This window comes from Thermocatellispora tengchongensis, assembly GCF_014202315.1.
GTDB lineage: Bacteria > Actinomycetota > Actinomycetes > Streptosporangiales > Streptosporangiaceae > Thermocatellispora > Thermocatellispora tengchongensis.
The window spans coordinates 101,297-114,579 of the sequence record NZ_JACHGN010000024.1 but is presented as its reverse complement, the minus strand read 5'-3'; the positions used below and the strand labels follow the sequence as shown (position 1 = coordinate 114,579).

17 protein-coding genes are annotated in these 13,283 nt (G+C 71.2%); 15 read left to right on the top strand and 2 right to left on the bottom strand.

Annotation, left to right across the window (positions count from 1 at the left end; translation table 11 throughout):
- Positions 1 to 116 precede the first annotated feature (116 nt).
- From HNP84_RS41080 to proS, 3 genes are all read left to right on the top strand, one after another.
- Positions 117 to 350 carry a DUF397 domain-containing protein gene (locus tag HNP84_RS41080; protein ID WP_185055481.1) on the top strand — a complete coding sequence of 78 codons (234 nt, stop codon included), beginning with the start codon at positions 117 to 119 and terminating at the stop codon, positions 348 to 350.
- A 99-nt stretch (positions 351 to 449) separates the two neighbouring features.
- The gene (locus HNP84_RS41075; RefSeq protein ID WP_185055480.1) at positions 450 to 1,325 is read left to right on the top strand and encodes a DUF2268 domain-containing putative Zn-dependent protease; all 876 of its coding nucleotides are present in this window, start codon (positions 450 to 452) and stop codon (positions 1,323 to 1,325) included.
- A gap of 9 nt (positions 1,326 to 1,334) precedes the next feature.
- On the top strand, positions 1,335 to 2,777 hold the full coding sequence (gene proS / locus HNP84_RS41070; protein ID WP_185055479.1) for a proline--tRNA ligase: 1,443 nt from the start codon (positions 1,335 to 1,337) through the stop codon (positions 2,775 to 2,777).
- A gap of 13 nt (positions 2,778 to 2,790) precedes the next feature.
- Here the strand turns inward: proS and lpdA are convergent, their stop codons facing one another.
- Together lpdA and HNP84_RS41060 are read right to left on the bottom strand one after the other, a co-directional pair.
- Positions 2,791 to 4,179 (bottom strand): dihydrolipoyl dehydrogenase, encoded by a 1,389-nt coding sequence (gene lpdA, locus HNP84_RS41065; protein WP_185055478.1) that lies wholly within the window; start codon positions 4,177 to 4,179, stop codon positions 2,791 to 2,793.
- 22 nt (positions 4,180 to 4,201) lie between these two features.
- Entirely contained in the window at positions 4,202 to 5,371 is a 1,170-nt protein-coding gene (locus tag HNP84_RS41060) for an alkaline phosphatase PhoX (RefSeq protein ID WP_185055477.1), read from the bottom strand.
- Positions 5,372 to 5,698: 327 nt separating this feature from the next.
- Here HNP84_RS41060 and HNP84_RS41055 point away from each other — a divergent pair, with 327 nt between their 5' ends.
- The 12 genes from HNP84_RS41055 (at position 5,699) to HNP84_RS56480 (ending at position 13,232) form a co-directional block, all read left to right on the top strand.
- Positions 5,699 to 6,343 (top strand): hypothetical protein, encoded by a 645-nt coding sequence (locus HNP84_RS41055; protein ID WP_221337375.1) that lies wholly within the window; start codon positions 5,699 to 5,701, stop codon positions 6,341 to 6,343.
- Between the two features lies 1 nt (position 6,344).
- Positions 6,345 to 7,481, top strand: coding sequence for an SRPBCC family protein (locus HNP84_RS55560; RefSeq protein WP_185055541.1), 1,137 nt, complete (start codon positions 6,345 to 6,347; stop codon positions 7,479 to 7,481).
- Positions 7,478 to 7,864: a gas vesicle protein GvpJ gene (gene gvpJ, locus HNP84_RS41045; protein ID WP_185055475.1), complete on the top strand. Its 387-nt coding sequence runs from the start codon at positions 7,478 to 7,480 to the stop codon at positions 7,862 to 7,864. The genes HNP84_RS55560 and gvpJ overlap by 4 nt, the downstream gene beginning before the upstream one ends.
- A 1-nt stretch (position 7,865) precedes the next feature.
- Entirely contained in the window at positions 7,866 to 8,609 is a 744-nt protein-coding gene (locus tag HNP84_RS41040) for a GvpL/GvpF family gas vesicle protein (protein WP_185055474.1), read from the top strand.
- A gap of 12 nt (positions 8,610 to 8,621) precedes the next feature.
- The gene (locus tag HNP84_RS41035; RefSeq protein WP_246519311.1) at positions 8,622 to 8,834 is read left to right on the top strand and encodes a gas vesicle protein GvpG; all 213 of its coding nucleotides are present in this window, start codon (positions 8,622 to 8,624) and stop codon (positions 8,832 to 8,834) included.
- 43 nt (positions 8,835 to 8,877) lie between these two features.
- The gene (gene gvpO / locus HNP84_RS41030) at positions 8,878 to 9,180 is read left to right on the top strand and encodes a gas vesicle protein GvpO (protein WP_312926852.1); all 303 of its coding nucleotides are present in this window, start codon (positions 8,878 to 8,880) and stop codon (positions 9,178 to 9,180) included.
- On the top strand, positions 9,177 to 9,596 hold the full coding sequence (locus HNP84_RS41025) for a gas vesicle protein (RefSeq protein ID WP_376772033.1): 420 nt from the start codon (positions 9,177 to 9,179) through the stop codon (positions 9,594 to 9,596). The genes gvpO and HNP84_RS41025 overlap by 4 nt, the downstream gene beginning before the upstream one ends.
- Positions 9,586 to 10,377, top strand: a complete 792-nt coding sequence (locus tag HNP84_RS41020) for a GvpL/GvpF family gas vesicle protein (protein WP_185055472.1) — start codon at positions 9,586 to 9,588, stop codon at positions 10,375 to 10,377. The genes HNP84_RS41025 and HNP84_RS41020 overlap by 11 nt, the downstream gene beginning before the upstream one ends.
- Positions 10,355 to 10,567, top strand: a complete 213-nt coding sequence (locus tag HNP84_RS41015) for a gas vesicle protein (RefSeq protein ID WP_185055471.1) — start codon at positions 10,355 to 10,357, stop codon at positions 10,565 to 10,567. The genes HNP84_RS41020 and HNP84_RS41015 overlap by 23 nt, the downstream gene beginning before the upstream one ends.
- Positions 10,567 to 10,857, top strand: coding sequence for a gas vesicle protein K (locus HNP84_RS41010; protein ID WP_185055470.1), 291 nt, complete (start codon positions 10,567 to 10,569; stop codon positions 10,855 to 10,857). The genes HNP84_RS41015 and HNP84_RS41010 overlap by 1 nt, the downstream gene beginning before the upstream one ends.
- Positions 10,858 to 11,123: 266 nt before the next feature.
- On the top strand, positions 11,124 to 11,264 hold the full coding sequence (locus tag HNP84_RS41005; protein ID WP_185055469.1) for a hypothetical protein: 141 nt from the start codon (positions 11,124 to 11,126) through the stop codon (positions 11,262 to 11,264).
- A 258-nt stretch (positions 11,265 to 11,522) separates the two neighbouring features.
- The gene (locus HNP84_RS56480) at positions 11,523 to 13,232 is read left to right on the top strand and encodes an RICIN domain-containing protein (protein WP_185055468.1); all 1,710 of its coding nucleotides are present in this window, start codon (positions 11,523 to 11,525) and stop codon (positions 13,230 to 13,232) included.
- Positions 13,233 to 13,283: the final 51 nt, after the last annotated feature.

Here is a 13,283-nt window from a genome sequence, read left to right as displayed (position 1 = left end):
GGAGGTACTTATCCCGGAGTCAGCAAGGTATAGCCCGCCGGTATGGCGTATCTTGCCACTGCAAGGGCAAATGCACGTGCATTCGTACGCACATGCGCGTCTCCGGGGAGAAGAGCATGGATGAGATCACCAACGGCGTCGCCGCCAACCGGCTGCCGGTCTCATGGCGCAAGAGTCGCTACAGCAACCCCAACGGCAACTGCGTCGAGGTCGCGACGCTGCCGCAGGGTGGCATCGCCATGCGCAACTCCCGGCACCCCGAGGGTCCCGCGCTCATCTACACGCCGGCCGAGATCGCGGCGTTCATCCTGGGCGCGAAGGACGGGGAGTTCGACGACCTGATCGCCTGAGCGCACGACACGGCGGGGAACGTTCCGGCGGAACGTTCCCCGGGCGGTCCGGAAAACGGGCTTGAGCCTCACGTAACGTGAGTCCCTACGGTCGAGGGCATGGAGATCAACGTTCTCGACACACCGTCCGCCATGCTGCGGATGCAGGAGCTGCCGCAGGAGCGGCGGGCCGACGCGCTGCGCGAGATGCTCGCCCCGATGGCCGGGGCGCTGCCGCCGGGCGACCCGGTGCAGATGCACCACTTCGCCGGCGGCTTCCGGGTGGACCGCGACGACCCCCGCTACGCCGAGGCGCTGCGCCGCATGATCGACGCGGACGTCACCGGCCAGATCGAGACCGCGCTCCGGGGCGCGCTCGACCACCTCCGGGCCAAGGTCCCGGGCATCAAGCACGCCGAGAAGCTGCAGGTCATGCTGATCCTCGGCGATCCCGACGACGAGCACCTGATGAAGGTCATCGGCGGCTACTACGGCATGGGCGGCGCGCCCGGCTGGCTCTACCTGGTCGCCTGGCCCACCGAGGAGAACATCGGCAAGATCGCGCACTGCGCCGTGCACGAGTTCCACCACAACGTGCGGCACAGCAACGTGGAGTGGAACCCGGCCACGGTCGTGCTCGGCGAGCACGTCATCTCCGAAGGGCTGGCCGAGGCGTTCGTACGCGAGCTGTCCGGGCCCGAGGCGATGGGTCCCTGGGGGCGCGATCTGTCCCCGGAGGAGCTGGACCGGGCGTACCGGAAGATCACCGAGAACATCGGCATGACCGGGATGTTCAAGTTCGGCGCGTACGTCCTCGGCGACACCACCGCCCGCCGCATGGGGCAGGAGCCGGTCGGCGTGCCCGACATGGCCGGCTACCCCGTGGGCCTGCGCATCGTGGACGCCCACCTCGCCGCCACCGGCCTGACCGTGGCCGAGAGCACCGTGCTGGACACGGCGGAAATCCTTTCGAACGCGGGGGTGGCCACTGACTAGTCTCACACCATGGACGCCGGACGCGACGAGCGGAGCGTGACCCCGCAGAGCGAGGACTTCTCGGCCTGGTACAACGAGCTGGTCCTGCGGGCCGGGCTCGTGGACCGGGGCCCGGCCAAGGGCACCATGGTCATCCGCCCCTACGGCTACCGGCTGTGGGAGCTGCTCCAGGCCGAGCTGGACCGGCGCATCAAGGAGACCGGCCACGACAACGCCTACTTCCCGCTGCTGATCCCCGAGAGCTACCTGCGCCGCGAGGCCGAGCACGTCGAGGGGTTCTCGCCGGAGCTCGCCGTGGTCACCCACGCCGGCGGCAAGGAGCTGGAGGAGCCGCTGGTGGTGCGGCCCACCTCCGAGACGATCATCGGCGAGATGATGTCCAGGTGGATCTCCTCCCACCGCGACCTGCCGCTGTTGCTCAACCAGTGGGCCAACGTGGTGCGCTGGGAGCTGCGTCCGCGCATGTTCCTGCGCACCACCGAGTTCCTGTGGCAGGAGGGCCACACCGCGCACGCCGGCGAGGCCGACGCGATGCGCGAGACCATGCTCGCCCTCGGCCTGTACGAGGAGGTGGCCCGCGACATCGCGGCCATGCCGGTCGTGCCCGGCGAGAAGACCGCGGGCGAGCGGTTCGCCGGGGCGCAGCGCACGTTCACCATCGAGGGCATGATGCGCGACGGCCGCGCGCTCCAGGCCGGCACCTCCCACTACATGGGCACCAACTTCGCCCGCGCCTTCGACATCTCCTACACCTCCGCCGAGGGCCGGCTCGAACCGTGCCACACCACATCGTGGGGCATGTCCACCCGGATGATCGGCGGCGTCATCATGACCCACGGCGACGACAAGGGCCTGGTGCTGCCGCCCCGGATCGCGCCGTACCAGGTGGTGATCGTCCCGGTCGGACGCGGCGGCGAGGAGGTGCTGGCCGAGGCGCGGGAGCTGGCGATCCGGCTGCGGGCGGCGGGCGTACGGGTGCACGTGGACGACCGCCCGCACCTGTCGCCCGGCTACAAGTTCAACGACTGGGAGATGCGCGGCGTCCCGGTGCGCCTGGAGCTGGGCCCGCGCGACCTGGCCGCGCGCACCGCCCTGATGGCCCGCCGCCTCACCGAGCACGGCAAGGAGCCGATCCCGCTGGACACCGCCCCCGGCGTGCTCCCGGAGGTGCTGGACGACTTCCAGGCGCTGCTGCTGCGCCGGGCCACCGCCTTCCGCGACGACCACACCCGCGAGACCGGCGACTGGGACTCCTTCACCGAGGCCGTCGCCACCGGCTGGGCCCTGGCCGGCCACTGCGGCGACCCGGTCTGCGAGGAGGACATCAAGGCCCGCACCGGCGCCACCCCCCGCTGCGTACCGCTCGACGGCCCGCCCTTCAGCGGGCCGTGCGTACGGTGCCACGCGCCCGCCGCGTACGGCAAGCGCGTGATCTTCGGCCGGGCCTACTAGCCCCCGGCCGGCCTCACATGTTGATCATGTGGCCGGCCAGGCCGTGGATCGCCTCCTTGACGGCCTCGCCGAGGGTCGGGTGGGCGTGTACGTTGCGGGCCACCTCGTGCACGGTGAGGTCCCACTGCTGGGCCAGGGTCAGCTCGGGCAGCAGTTCGGTGACCTCGGGCCCGATCAGGTGGGCGCCGAGGAGCTCGCCGTGGGCGCCGTCGCTGAGGATCTTCACGAAGCCCACCGTGTCGCCCAGGCCGTGGGCCTTGCCGTTGGCGGTGAACGGGAACTTCTGCACGCGCACGTCGAAGCCGCGCTGGCGGGCCTGCGCCTCGGTGAAGCCGAAGCTGGCGATCTGCGGCTGGCAGTAGGTCGCGCGCGGGATCATCACGTAGTCGAGCTCCATCGTCTCGGCGTCGCCGATGGTCTCGGCGGCGATGATGCCCATCGCCTCGGCCGCGTGCGCCAGCATCAGCTTGGCGGTGACGTCGCCGATGGCGAAGATGTGCGGCACGTTGGTACGGCACCGCCCGTCCACGTCGATCGCGCCCCGGTCGGTCAGCCGCACGCCGGTGCGCTCCAGGCCGTAGCCCTCCACCCGGGGCTGGAAGCCGATGGCCTGGAGCACCTTGTCGGCCTCCAGTGTGAGCCGCTCGTCGCCGCGCGACACCGTCACGCGTACGCTGTCGCCGGAGTCGTCGATGCCCTCGACGCGGGTGGAGGTCATCACCTCGATGCCGAGCCGCTTGTAGCGGCGGGCCAGCTCGGCCGAGACCTCCTCGTCCTCCAGCGGCACCAGCCGGTCCAGGAACTCCACGATCGTCACCTTGACGCCGTAGCTGTTCAGGACGTAGGCGAACTCGACGCCGATCGCGCCCGCCCCGGCGATGATGATGCTGTCGGGCAGCGAGTCGCTGAGGATCTGCTCCTCGTAGGTGACCACGCGCTCCGACAGCGAGGTGCCCGGCAGCAGCTTGGTGGTCGCCCCGGCCGCGATGATGCAGTGGCCGAACGTGATCGTCTCGCCGTTGCTGAGCGACATCGTGTGCGGGTCGGTGAACGTGCCCCGCGCGTCGTACTCGGTGATGCCGTTCTTCTTCATCAGGTAGTGGACGCCCTTGACCCGCCCGTCGGCGACCTTGCGGCTGCGCTTGAACGCCTCGCCGTAGTCGAAGGTCACCTTGCCGTCCACCTGGATGCCGAAGGTCTTCGCCTCGTGCTGGAAGAGGTGGGCGAGTTCGGCGTTGCGCAGCAGCGCCTTGGAGGGGATGCAGCCCACGTTGAGGCACACGCCTCCCCAGTAGCGCTCCTCGACGACCGCCGTCTTCAGCCCGAGCTGCGCCGCCCGGACCGCCGCCGTGTAACCCCCCGGCCCCGCGCCCAGGACCACCACGTCATAGTGACTGCTCATGCGAGGGACCATAGTGGACGGGTCAACCCCCGGCGCGGAAGGGTCCGGTGACTTCGTAGGTGATGCCACCGCTGCCCGTGGAGGAGCCCGAGGTGCCGCGCTGGGAGGAGAAGTACAGCCTGGTGCCGTCCGGGGAGAACGCCGGGCCGGTGATCTCCGAGGACGACTGGCCGAGGATGCGCAGGAACGGTGCCACGACGCCGGTCGCGGTGATGATGTTGATCTCCATGTTGCCGCCGTCCTCGGCGACGTACAGGTCGCGGCTGTTCGGGGCGCCGGTGATGTTGTCCACCCCGGTCAGCGGGGCGGCCCCGCCGGTCACCAAGGAGTCGTCGTACGCCAGGTCCAGCGACTCGGCCGCGGTGTCGTACGCCCAGACCCGGTTGTCGCCCTTGGTGGTGAAGTAGCAGATCCCCTCGTCGTACCAGCAGCCCTCGCCGCCGTCGAAGCGCTTGGCGGCGCTGACCTGCTTGCGGGTGGGGAGCGGGAAGCCGTCGCGGTCGGGGATGTCCGCCCAGGTGACCGGGCCGGTGACCTGGCCGGCGGGCGCGCAGAGCACCTGGAGCCGCCCGGTGCGCAGGTCGCCCCATGTGTCGGGGATGAACCGGTAGAAGCACCCGTCGGGCTCGTCCTCGGTGAGGTAGACGACCTCCCGCACCGGGTCGCAGGCGGCGGCCTCGTGCTTGAACCGCCCCATCCGCGTACGCTCCTCGCCCGCGCGCCCGCCGCCGGGCCAGGTCTCGAAGACCCGCCCGAGCGCGATCTCCTCGCAGGACAGCCAGGTGCCCCAGGGCGTCGCCCCGCCCGCGCAGTTGAGGTTGGTGCCCGACAGGATGCGGTACGCCGAGACTATCGAGCCGTCGGCCGCGAACCGCACCGCCGAGGCCCCGCCGGCCAGCGGGATCTCGGAGTTGGAGACGTAGATCCAGCCGCTGCCGTCGGGGAAGCAGGCCCCGCCGTCGGGCGCCCAGTGCCAGGTGTATCCGGCGACCCGCTGCCCGGAGCGGGCGATCACCCGGCTGGTGAACCCGGCGGGCAGTTCGATCCCGTTGCCGTCGGCGGCGAGCAGGCCGCCGTACGGGCTGGGGCCGGGCTGGGCGACGGCGCCGAACGCCTCACCCCACAGCGCCCCGGAGAACGCCGCGCCGCCGACCCCGACAATGCCGAGCCGTAATGCCGTCCTACGATCCATCGTCGTACCGCCACCTTCCGGTTCGCCCGATCTCGCACCGACTGACCGGAACGTAGGCCGCCGAGGCGACAGGCGCCACTCGGTCGCGTGAACGGGCAATGTCGTTTCCGCATAGCGAGCGGCGTTCGTGGCCTCGGGACGGGCGGCGCTCGTGGTCTCGGGACGGGCGGCGCCGGGACGTAGATCGTGGGTTTACCGCACGGCAAGTTTCTCCCTCATTGAGAGCTTTGTGATTCCGTATCCGGTTTACGGGCACCAGGACGGACGGGGTGCACGTATCCGGCGCATCCGGCACGGGAGGCGATGATCATGAAAGAGGGAGTACGGGTGGGGCTTGCCGTCGCCGCCGGCTACTACCTCGGCCGACGTCACAAGCTGCGCGCGGCGGCGTCCCTGGGCACGGCGATGCTGCTCGGCCGGCTGCGCGGCCGCCAGGGCGAACTGGTACGCCAAGGGCTCAAGGCGCTCGGCTCGTCCCCGGAACTGGATGAGCTCACCAACCGCGTACGCAACGACCTGATGCAGGTCGGCAAGGCGGCGGCCATGGCCGCGACCAGCAGGCAGATCGACTCGCTGAGCAACAAGCTGCACGAGCGCGCCGAGGCCATCCGCGTCCCCGGCGCGAGGCAGGCCGCGGAGGCCGCCGGCACGGTCAAGGACACGGCCACGGACACGGCCGGGACCGCGAAGGACACGGCCACGGACACGGCCGGGACCGCGAAGGACACGGCCGAGCGAACGGCCGGCACCGTCCGAGACACCGCGACAGACACGGTGAAAGACACCGCCAAGGGCCCGCTCAAGGCGGACACCCTCAAGGACACCGCCGCGACCGCCCTCGGCCGGCAAAGTCGGCAGGGCCGCGAGAGCGGGGAGCCGGAGGGCGAGGAGGAACAGCAGGTGCCGAGGCCGCGCGTCACCAGGCGGCCCGTGACCGTCCGCCGTCGCCCGAGCAGCCGGGGAGGTGACTGAGATGGTCGCGCAGCCCACGGAGCAGGCCGAGCGCGTCACCGAGCAGGCCGAGCGCGTCACCGAGAAGGCGCCGCTGCCGAAGCTGCCCACCGACCGCCTCGCCCATGAGGCGCAGAACCTGCTCGCGGCCGTGGGCGAGCGCATGCTCAGCCGCGCGGCCGACAAGGTGACCGGCCTGACCGGCCGCCTGACCGACTACGTGGAGAACGAGGGGACCGGCCTGGTCTCCGCCATGACCGGCGGCCAGGGAGGGGCCAAGGGCGCCGTCCTCGGCGGCCTCGTCGGCGGGGTGACCGGCGGTATCAAGGGCGCCGTGAAGGGGCTGTTCCGCGGCAAGGGCGGCAAGGGCGGCAAGACCGGCCCGCACAAGGTCACCAACATCGTCGAGTCGATCGACATCGGCGCGCCGGTCCACGTCGTCTACAACCGGTGGACCCGCTTCGAGGACTTCCCGACCTTCATGAAGAAGGTCGAGCACGTCAAGCAGGAGACCGACGAGACGCTGAACTGGAAGGCGCAGGTCTTCTGGTCCCACCGCACCTGGAAGGCGAAGATCGTCGAGCAGGTGCCGGACAAGCGGATCGTCTGGCGCTCCGAGGGCCCGAAGGGCAGCGTGGACGGCGCCGTGACCTTCCACGCCCTCGCCCCCGACCTCACCCGGGTGCTGGTCGTGCTGGAGTACCACCCGCAGGGCCTGTTCGAGCGCACCGGCAACCTGTGGCGGGCCCAGGGCCGTCGGGTGCGGCTGGAGCTCAAGCACTTCCGGCGGCACGTGATGTCGGAACTCCTCCCCCGCCTCGACGAGGTGGAAGACGACGGCTGGCGTGGCGAGATCCACGGTGGCCAGGTGGTGCCCGCGGAGGAGGCGGAGAAGGGGGCCGAGGAGGCCGAGGAGGCCCCGGAGGAAGCCGAGGCAGAGGAAGCCGAGGCAGAGGAACCCGAGGCCGCCGAGGAAGCCGAGGAAGAGGAACCCGAGGAAGAGTACGAAGAGGAAGAGGAGGAGGAAGAAGAGGCGCCGGTGCGTGGCGGTGGCGCCCCGGAGGGCCGTCCCGCTCGGGAGGCTCGGGAACGTCCGGTACGCCGGCGTCGCGAGCCGGCCGTGGTGCGCACGCGCGGACGGGGGCGACCGGGGACATGACCGTTCAGCCTGCGGGCGGCCCGGCCTCCAGCGGCCTCGCCGACGTCATCGACACGATCCTGGACAAGGGCCTGGTGATCGACGCGTACGCGCGGGTCTCCCTCATCGGCATCGAGGTGCTCGCGGTCGAGGCGCGCGTGGTGGTGTCCAGCGTGGACACCTACCTGCGCTTCGCCGAGGCGATGAGCCACCTGGAAGAGGAGATGGAGGAGCGCGCGCCGGCGGAACAGGTCGAGCGCGAACCCCTGCGGGGGGAGATCGAGCGGGAGCCCCAGGAGCGGGAGCTGACCGGTACCGCCGAGGAACTCCAGGCGGAGGAGCTCCGGCCGGAGCAGGCCGAGGAGCGCGCCCGCGTCCGGCGCCGCAGGCGAGAGGAGGACTGAGGTGGCGGCAGCGTCCTATGTGTATGGCATCGTCCCCGCCGACGTGGAGGTAGCCCCGGGCACGCTCGGCGTCGGCGAACCCCCGGGGGAGGTGTCGCTGGTCACCTTCGGCAAGATCGCCGCCCTGGTGAGCGAGGTCGATGTGGAGCGCGGGCCGCTCGGCAGGATGGAGGACCTGCGTACGCACCAGCGACTGCTCGACGAGACCGCCGCCGAGGTGCCCGTGCTGCCGTTCCGCTTCGGCGCGGTGATGACCGGCCCCGGGGCCGTGGCCGACGAACTGCTCGCCCCGCACCACGACGAGTTCGCCTCCGCCCTCGACAAGCTGGAGGGGCGGATCGAGTACGTCGTCAAGGGCCGGTACGTGGAGCGGGAGATCCTGCGGGAGATCCTGGCGGAGAACGAGGAGGCGGCGCGGCTGCGCGAGGCGATCCGCGGCCGGGACGAGGCGGTCACCCGGAACGAGCGGATGCGGCTCGGCGAGATCGTCGAGCAGGCGATCTCGGCCAAGCGGGAGGAGGACACCCGCGAGGTGATCGACGCGCTCGCCCCGCTGTGCGTGGCGGTGAGCGAACGCGAGCCGACCCACGAGCGCGACGCCGCCTACGTCGCCCTGCTCGTGGAGGACGAGCGGCAGGACGACCTGCGCCGGGCGGTGGAGGAGCTGGGCGAACGGGTCCGGGACCGGATCGAGGTACGCCTGCTCGGGCCGCTCGCGCCCTACGACTTCACACCTCCGGAGTGACGAATGGGCCTGATGACGATGATCCTCGGCTTCCCGCTCGCCCCGATCCGCGGCGTGATCAAGCTGGGCGAGCTGCTGCAGGAGCAGGTCGAGCGCGAGCTGCGCGACCCGGCGGCGGTCCGCCGCCGGCTGGAGGAGATCGAGCAGGCCAGGGCCGCCGGCCGGATCTCCGCCGAGGAGGAGGCCGAGGCGGTCAACCGGGTTCTGCGAGGAATGCAGACGTGATGCCGCGAGGGACGCGGGACGTGATACTGCGAGGGATGAGGACGTGATCGAAGAGGAACAGGCGCAGCGGGCCGGGGAGCTGACCGCGGCCGACGCGGGCGGGGCCGGGTCCCGGCACATCGCCGGCCTGACCGGCAAGGAGGTCGAGGGGGTCACCCTGGTGCAGCCCACCGAGACCGGCTGGCTGGTGGGGGTCGAGGTGACGGAGGACCGGCGCATCCCGTCGTCCGGCGACATCCTGGCGCTGTACGAGGCCGAGCTGGACCTGGACGGCGAGCTGGTGTCCTACCGCCGGGTGCGCCGCTACAAGCGCAGCAGCGCCGAGGCTTCCGAGGGATACCGGTGAGCGGCCCGGCCTGGCCTGGCGGCACACCGGTACGCCGCTCGTCCATCCCGGGCGCGCCGGCGCAGCGCGAGTCGGCCAACCTGGGCGACATCCTGGAGCGCGTGCTGGACCGCGGCGTGGTGATCGCCGGGGACATCCGGGTGAACCTGCTGGACATCGAGCTGCTGACGATCAAGCTCCGGCTGCTGATCGCGTCGGTGGACACCGCGCGCGAGATGGGCATCGACTGGTGGGAGCACGACCCGTGGCTCACCGGCGCGAACCGCGAGCTGGACGCGGAGAACCGCAGACTCCGCCGCCGCCTCGCCGCCATGGAGGACGCCCTGGCCCTGCGCGCCCCGGAGGAGAGCGCCCGCGAGGAGCGGCAGGGGCGCGTCCAGGAGGAGGAGGAGGTGGACGAGCGCCATGACCGGTGAGCACGGCGTCTACCTGTACGCGGTGACGCGCGGCGCCCCCCGCCTGTGCCTGGACGACCTGACCGGGGTGGCGTCCCGGCCGGTGCGCGTGATCGAGGAGGGCGAGCTGACGGCGTACGTCAGCGACGTGCCGCTGACGGAGTTCGGCGAGGAGCCGCTGCGCCGCTCGATGGAGGACCTGGCCTGGCTGGAGGAGACCGCCCGCGCCCACCACCGCATCGTCGAGGCCGTGGCGCGCTCGGCGCCCACCGCGCCGGTGCGGCTCGTGACCGTCTACCACGACGACGCCCAGGTACGCGAGCTGCTCCGCGAGCGCCACTCCGACTTCCTCACCGTGCTCGCCCGCGTCGCGGATCGGCGGGAGTGGGGCGTCAAGGCGTACGCCGTCCAGGTCCCGGCCCAGCCGGCCGCCCCCGAGCCGGAGACGGGGCCGGGGACGAGCCCGGGGCGGGCGTACCTGCAACGCCGCCGCACCGCCCTGCGCGGCCGGGAGGAGATGTGGCGCACCGCCGCCGCCCAGGCCGAGAAGCTGCACGACGCCCTGACCGGCATCGCCGCCGCCTCCACCCGGCACCGGGTGCAGGACCCGAAGCTGTCGGGCCGGGAGGAGCCGATGGTGCTCAACGGCGCGTACCTGGTGGACAGCGCACGCGAACGGGAGTTCGCGGCGCTCGCCCGCGACATGACGGACCTGGAGGTGGAGATCACCGGCCCGTGGGCCCCGTACTCCTTCACCGCCCTGCCCGGCGAGGCCGCCCATGACGACTCCGTCGCGCGTTGAACCGAGAGGCTCCCGCCTCGCCGCCGAGGACCGGCTACCGGCCGAGCGCGTCGCGCTGGTGGACCTGCTCGATCGCCTGCTGGCCGGTGGCGTCGTGCTGTCGGGCGACATCGTCCTGTCGATCGCCGACATCGACCTCGTACGCATCTCGCTGCGCGCAGTGATCATGTCCGTACGGTCGGAGCCGTGATGAGCGAGCCGGAACGCGCCTGGCGCCTGAGAACCGACCCCGAAGCGGTGGAACGCGACCTCAGCCGCCTGGTGCTCACCCTGGTCGAACTGATCCGCCAGCTCGTGGAGCGCCAGTGCGTCCGCCGCATGGACCAAGGCGACCTCACCGACGAGCAACTGGAGGCCGTCGGCCTGACGCTGATGCGTCTGGAGGAGGCCATGACCGACCTGTGCGCCCGCTTCGACCTGTCCCCCTCCGACCTGAACCTCGACCTCGGCCCCCTCGGCACCCTCCTGCCCAAGGACTGACCGCCCTCACGATCCGCCGAACCGACGCCTGAGGCAGCGGAGAGGCGTCCGCGGCGCCCCCCTGTGACCTGCACCCGATCTCCGGTACGGAGCACACCCCGCTCGTCCACGGCATCCGCAGGTCCGGCCACTCCCCCGGTCAGGGACGGCTTTTTCGAGCCGGCCGGGCGCGTGCCGCCGGAACCCCCGTCTTCGGTCACGTATTGTTAATCATCCGCCCAGCTCACTCGCCGGGTGGTCCCCGCCCGGCCGGCAAGGAAGGCCCCATGAGCAAGCACGTCCACGTCCGCGTCCGCCAGGGTATGGCCGTCAGCGAGAACGGCGACCTGATCGAGGAGTACCGCTGCGGGTGCGGCGCCACCTGGACCATGGTGCACCGGATCGACGAGGGCCCCGTAGAGCCCTGACGCCCCCCCGCCGACCGACCGGGTGGCCTCCCCCCTCACTCACCCCAACCTTCGAAACTTTCGTCAGCCTCCCATGTATCGCGGCTGGTCAGCAGAGTGCAAACGCTGCCGCTCTCGAAACGTTTCAATGCATTCTTGACACATTTCGGAGCGGCTTCTCAGACTGATCAGCGGCTGGACCTCCGCGCGGTGAACAGCCCGTCCCGCCGATCGCCGGTCGGCGGTCGCTTCCATCACCCACCCGGAAGGAGAGGCTCAGTGATCATCAGCTCGGGCCGCTCTAAGATCCGCACGGCGGTCGTCGCGCTGGGGGCCGCGGCGACGCTCGCGGTCGCTGGAGCGCTGACGACAGGAGACGCCGAGGCCGCCGCGCCCTTCGCGGCCGGTGTCGAGGACGAGGGCGCCGACTGCCCGGTGCCCGGCCTGCCCGACGCGGGATCCCTGCCCACCAACTCCAGGCTCCCCGACCCGTTCAGGAAACTGGACGGCACGCGCATCTCCACGAAGTCCGAGTGGCGGTGCCGGCGGCAAGAGATCAAGAAGCTGGCGGAGAAGTTCGTCTACGGCGAGAAGCCGGCGAAGCCGTCGAACGTCACGGGGACGGTCTCGCGTACCGGCATCAGCGTGAACGTGTCGCACAACGGCAGGAGCTCCAGCTTCTCGGCGAGCGTGGACCTGCCGAGCGGCAACGGACCTTTCCCCGCCGTCGTCGTGCTGGGCGGCTTCGGGGCCGACACCGCCGCGATCAAGGCGGCCGGCGCCGCCGTCATCAACTACGACCCGTACGCCGTCGGCCGCGAGGGCACGCCCCGCACCAACAAGCAGGGCGCGTTCTACAGCATCTACGGCTCCTCCAGCAGCACCGGGCTGCTGGTCGCCTGGGCCTGGGGGGTGAGCCGGATCATCGACGTCATCGAGCAGTCGGGCGGCGGCATCCTCAAGGCGGACGCGACCGGCGTCACGGGATGCTCGCGGTTCGGCAAGGGCGCCTTCGTGACCGGCGCGTTCGACCAGCGCATCGCGCTGACCATGCCCATCGAGTCGGGCAGCGCGGGCGTCCCCATCTTCCGCGGGATCCCCGGTGAAGGCGCCCAGAGCCTGAGCAGCGCGTACGGCGAGCAGCCGTGGCTGGGCGACGCGTTCGGCTCCTTCACCGGCAGCCCGGCCAGGCTGCCGGTGGACACGCATCAGACAGTCGCCATGATCGCGCCGCGGGGACTGTTCATCATGGACAATCCCCACATCACCAACCTCGGCCCCAGGTCCGCCAGCGTGGCGGCCCTCGCCGGCGCGGAGGTCTACAAGGCGCTCGGCGCGGGCCAGAACATCACCTACTGGTCCGACGTCCAGGACGGCAACCACTGCGCCAGCAGGTCCGAATGGCGGACCCCGTTGCAGCAGAGCATCCAGAAGTTCCTGTTGAACACGGGCAACGCTCCCGGCACGATGCGGATCTCGTCCCGGGCGAGCGGCAACCTGTCCGAGTGGCGCGACTGGCAGACCCCGACGCTGGGCGACTCCAGCCCCACAGCCACGCCGACCGTCACCCCCACCGTCACCCCCACGGTGACACCCACCGTCTCCCCGACCGCCACGACCGAGTTCCGCCTGCGCAACGAGGCGTCCGGCCGCTGCGTCGACTCCCCCGACAGCGCCACCGCCAACGGCACCCAGCTCCAGATCTACGACTGCCACAACAACCCCAACCAGCGCTTCGCCTACAGCTCCAACAGACTCCAGACCCTGGGCAAGTGCCTGGACTCCCCGACGAACGCCGGCTCGGGCACCCGCGTACAACTGTGGGACTGCCACGGCAACAGCAACCAGCAGTGGATCTTCAACTCCAACGGCACGGTCACCAGTGCCGCCAACAACCTCTGCCTGACGGCCACCGGCACCGGCAACACCTCCGCCGTGACCGTCGCCACCTGCAACGGCCAGGCCACCCAGCGATGGACCAGGTCCTGACCAGAAGCCGGCCGGCGATGGACTAGGACCTGACCAGAAGCCGGCCGGGGC

Coding starts and splice junctions, on each gene's coding strand:
- HNP84_RS41080 (WP_185055481.1), top strand. CDS start 117: ATGGATGAGATCACCAACGGCGTCGCCGCCAACCGGCTGCCGGTCTCA.
- HNP84_RS41075 (WP_185055480.1), top strand. CDS start 450: ATGGAGATCAACGTTCTCGACACACCGTCCGCCATGCTGCGGATGCAG.
- proS (WP_185055479.1), top strand. CDS start 1,335: ATGGACGCCGGACGCGACGAGCGGAGCGTGACCCCGCAGAGCGAGGAC.
- lpdA (WP_185055478.1), bottom strand. CDS start 4,179: ATGAGCAGTCACTATGACGTGGTGGTCCTGGGCGCGGGGCCGGGGGGT.
- HNP84_RS41060 (WP_185055477.1), bottom strand. CDS start 5,371: ATGGATCGTAGGACGGCATTACGGCTCGGCATTGTCGGGGTCGGCGGC.
- HNP84_RS55560 (WP_185055541.1), top strand. CDS start 6,345: ATGGTCGCGCAGCCCACGGAGCAGGCCGAGCGCGTCACCGAGCAGGCC.
- gvpJ (WP_185055475.1), top strand. CDS start 7,478: ATGACCGTTCAGCCTGCGGGCGGCCCGGCCTCCAGCGGCCTCGCCGAC.
- HNP84_RS41035 (WP_246519311.1), top strand. CDS start 8,622: ATGACGATGATCCTCGGCTTCCCGCTCGCCCCGATCCGCGGCGTGATC.
- HNP84_RS41020 (WP_185055472.1), top strand. CDS start 9,586: ATGACCGGTGAGCACGGCGTCTACCTGTACGCGGTGACGCGCGGCGCC.
- HNP84_RS41015 (WP_185055471.1), top strand. CDS start 10,355: ATGACGACTCCGTCGCGCGTTGAACCGAGAGGCTCCCGCCTCGCCGCC.
- HNP84_RS41010 (WP_185055470.1), top strand. CDS start 10,567: ATGAGCGAGCCGGAACGCGCCTGGCGCCTGAGAACCGACCCCGAAGCG.
- HNP84_RS41005 (WP_185055469.1), top strand. CDS start 11,124: ATGAGCAAGCACGTCCACGTCCGCGTCCGCCAGGGTATGGCCGTCAGC.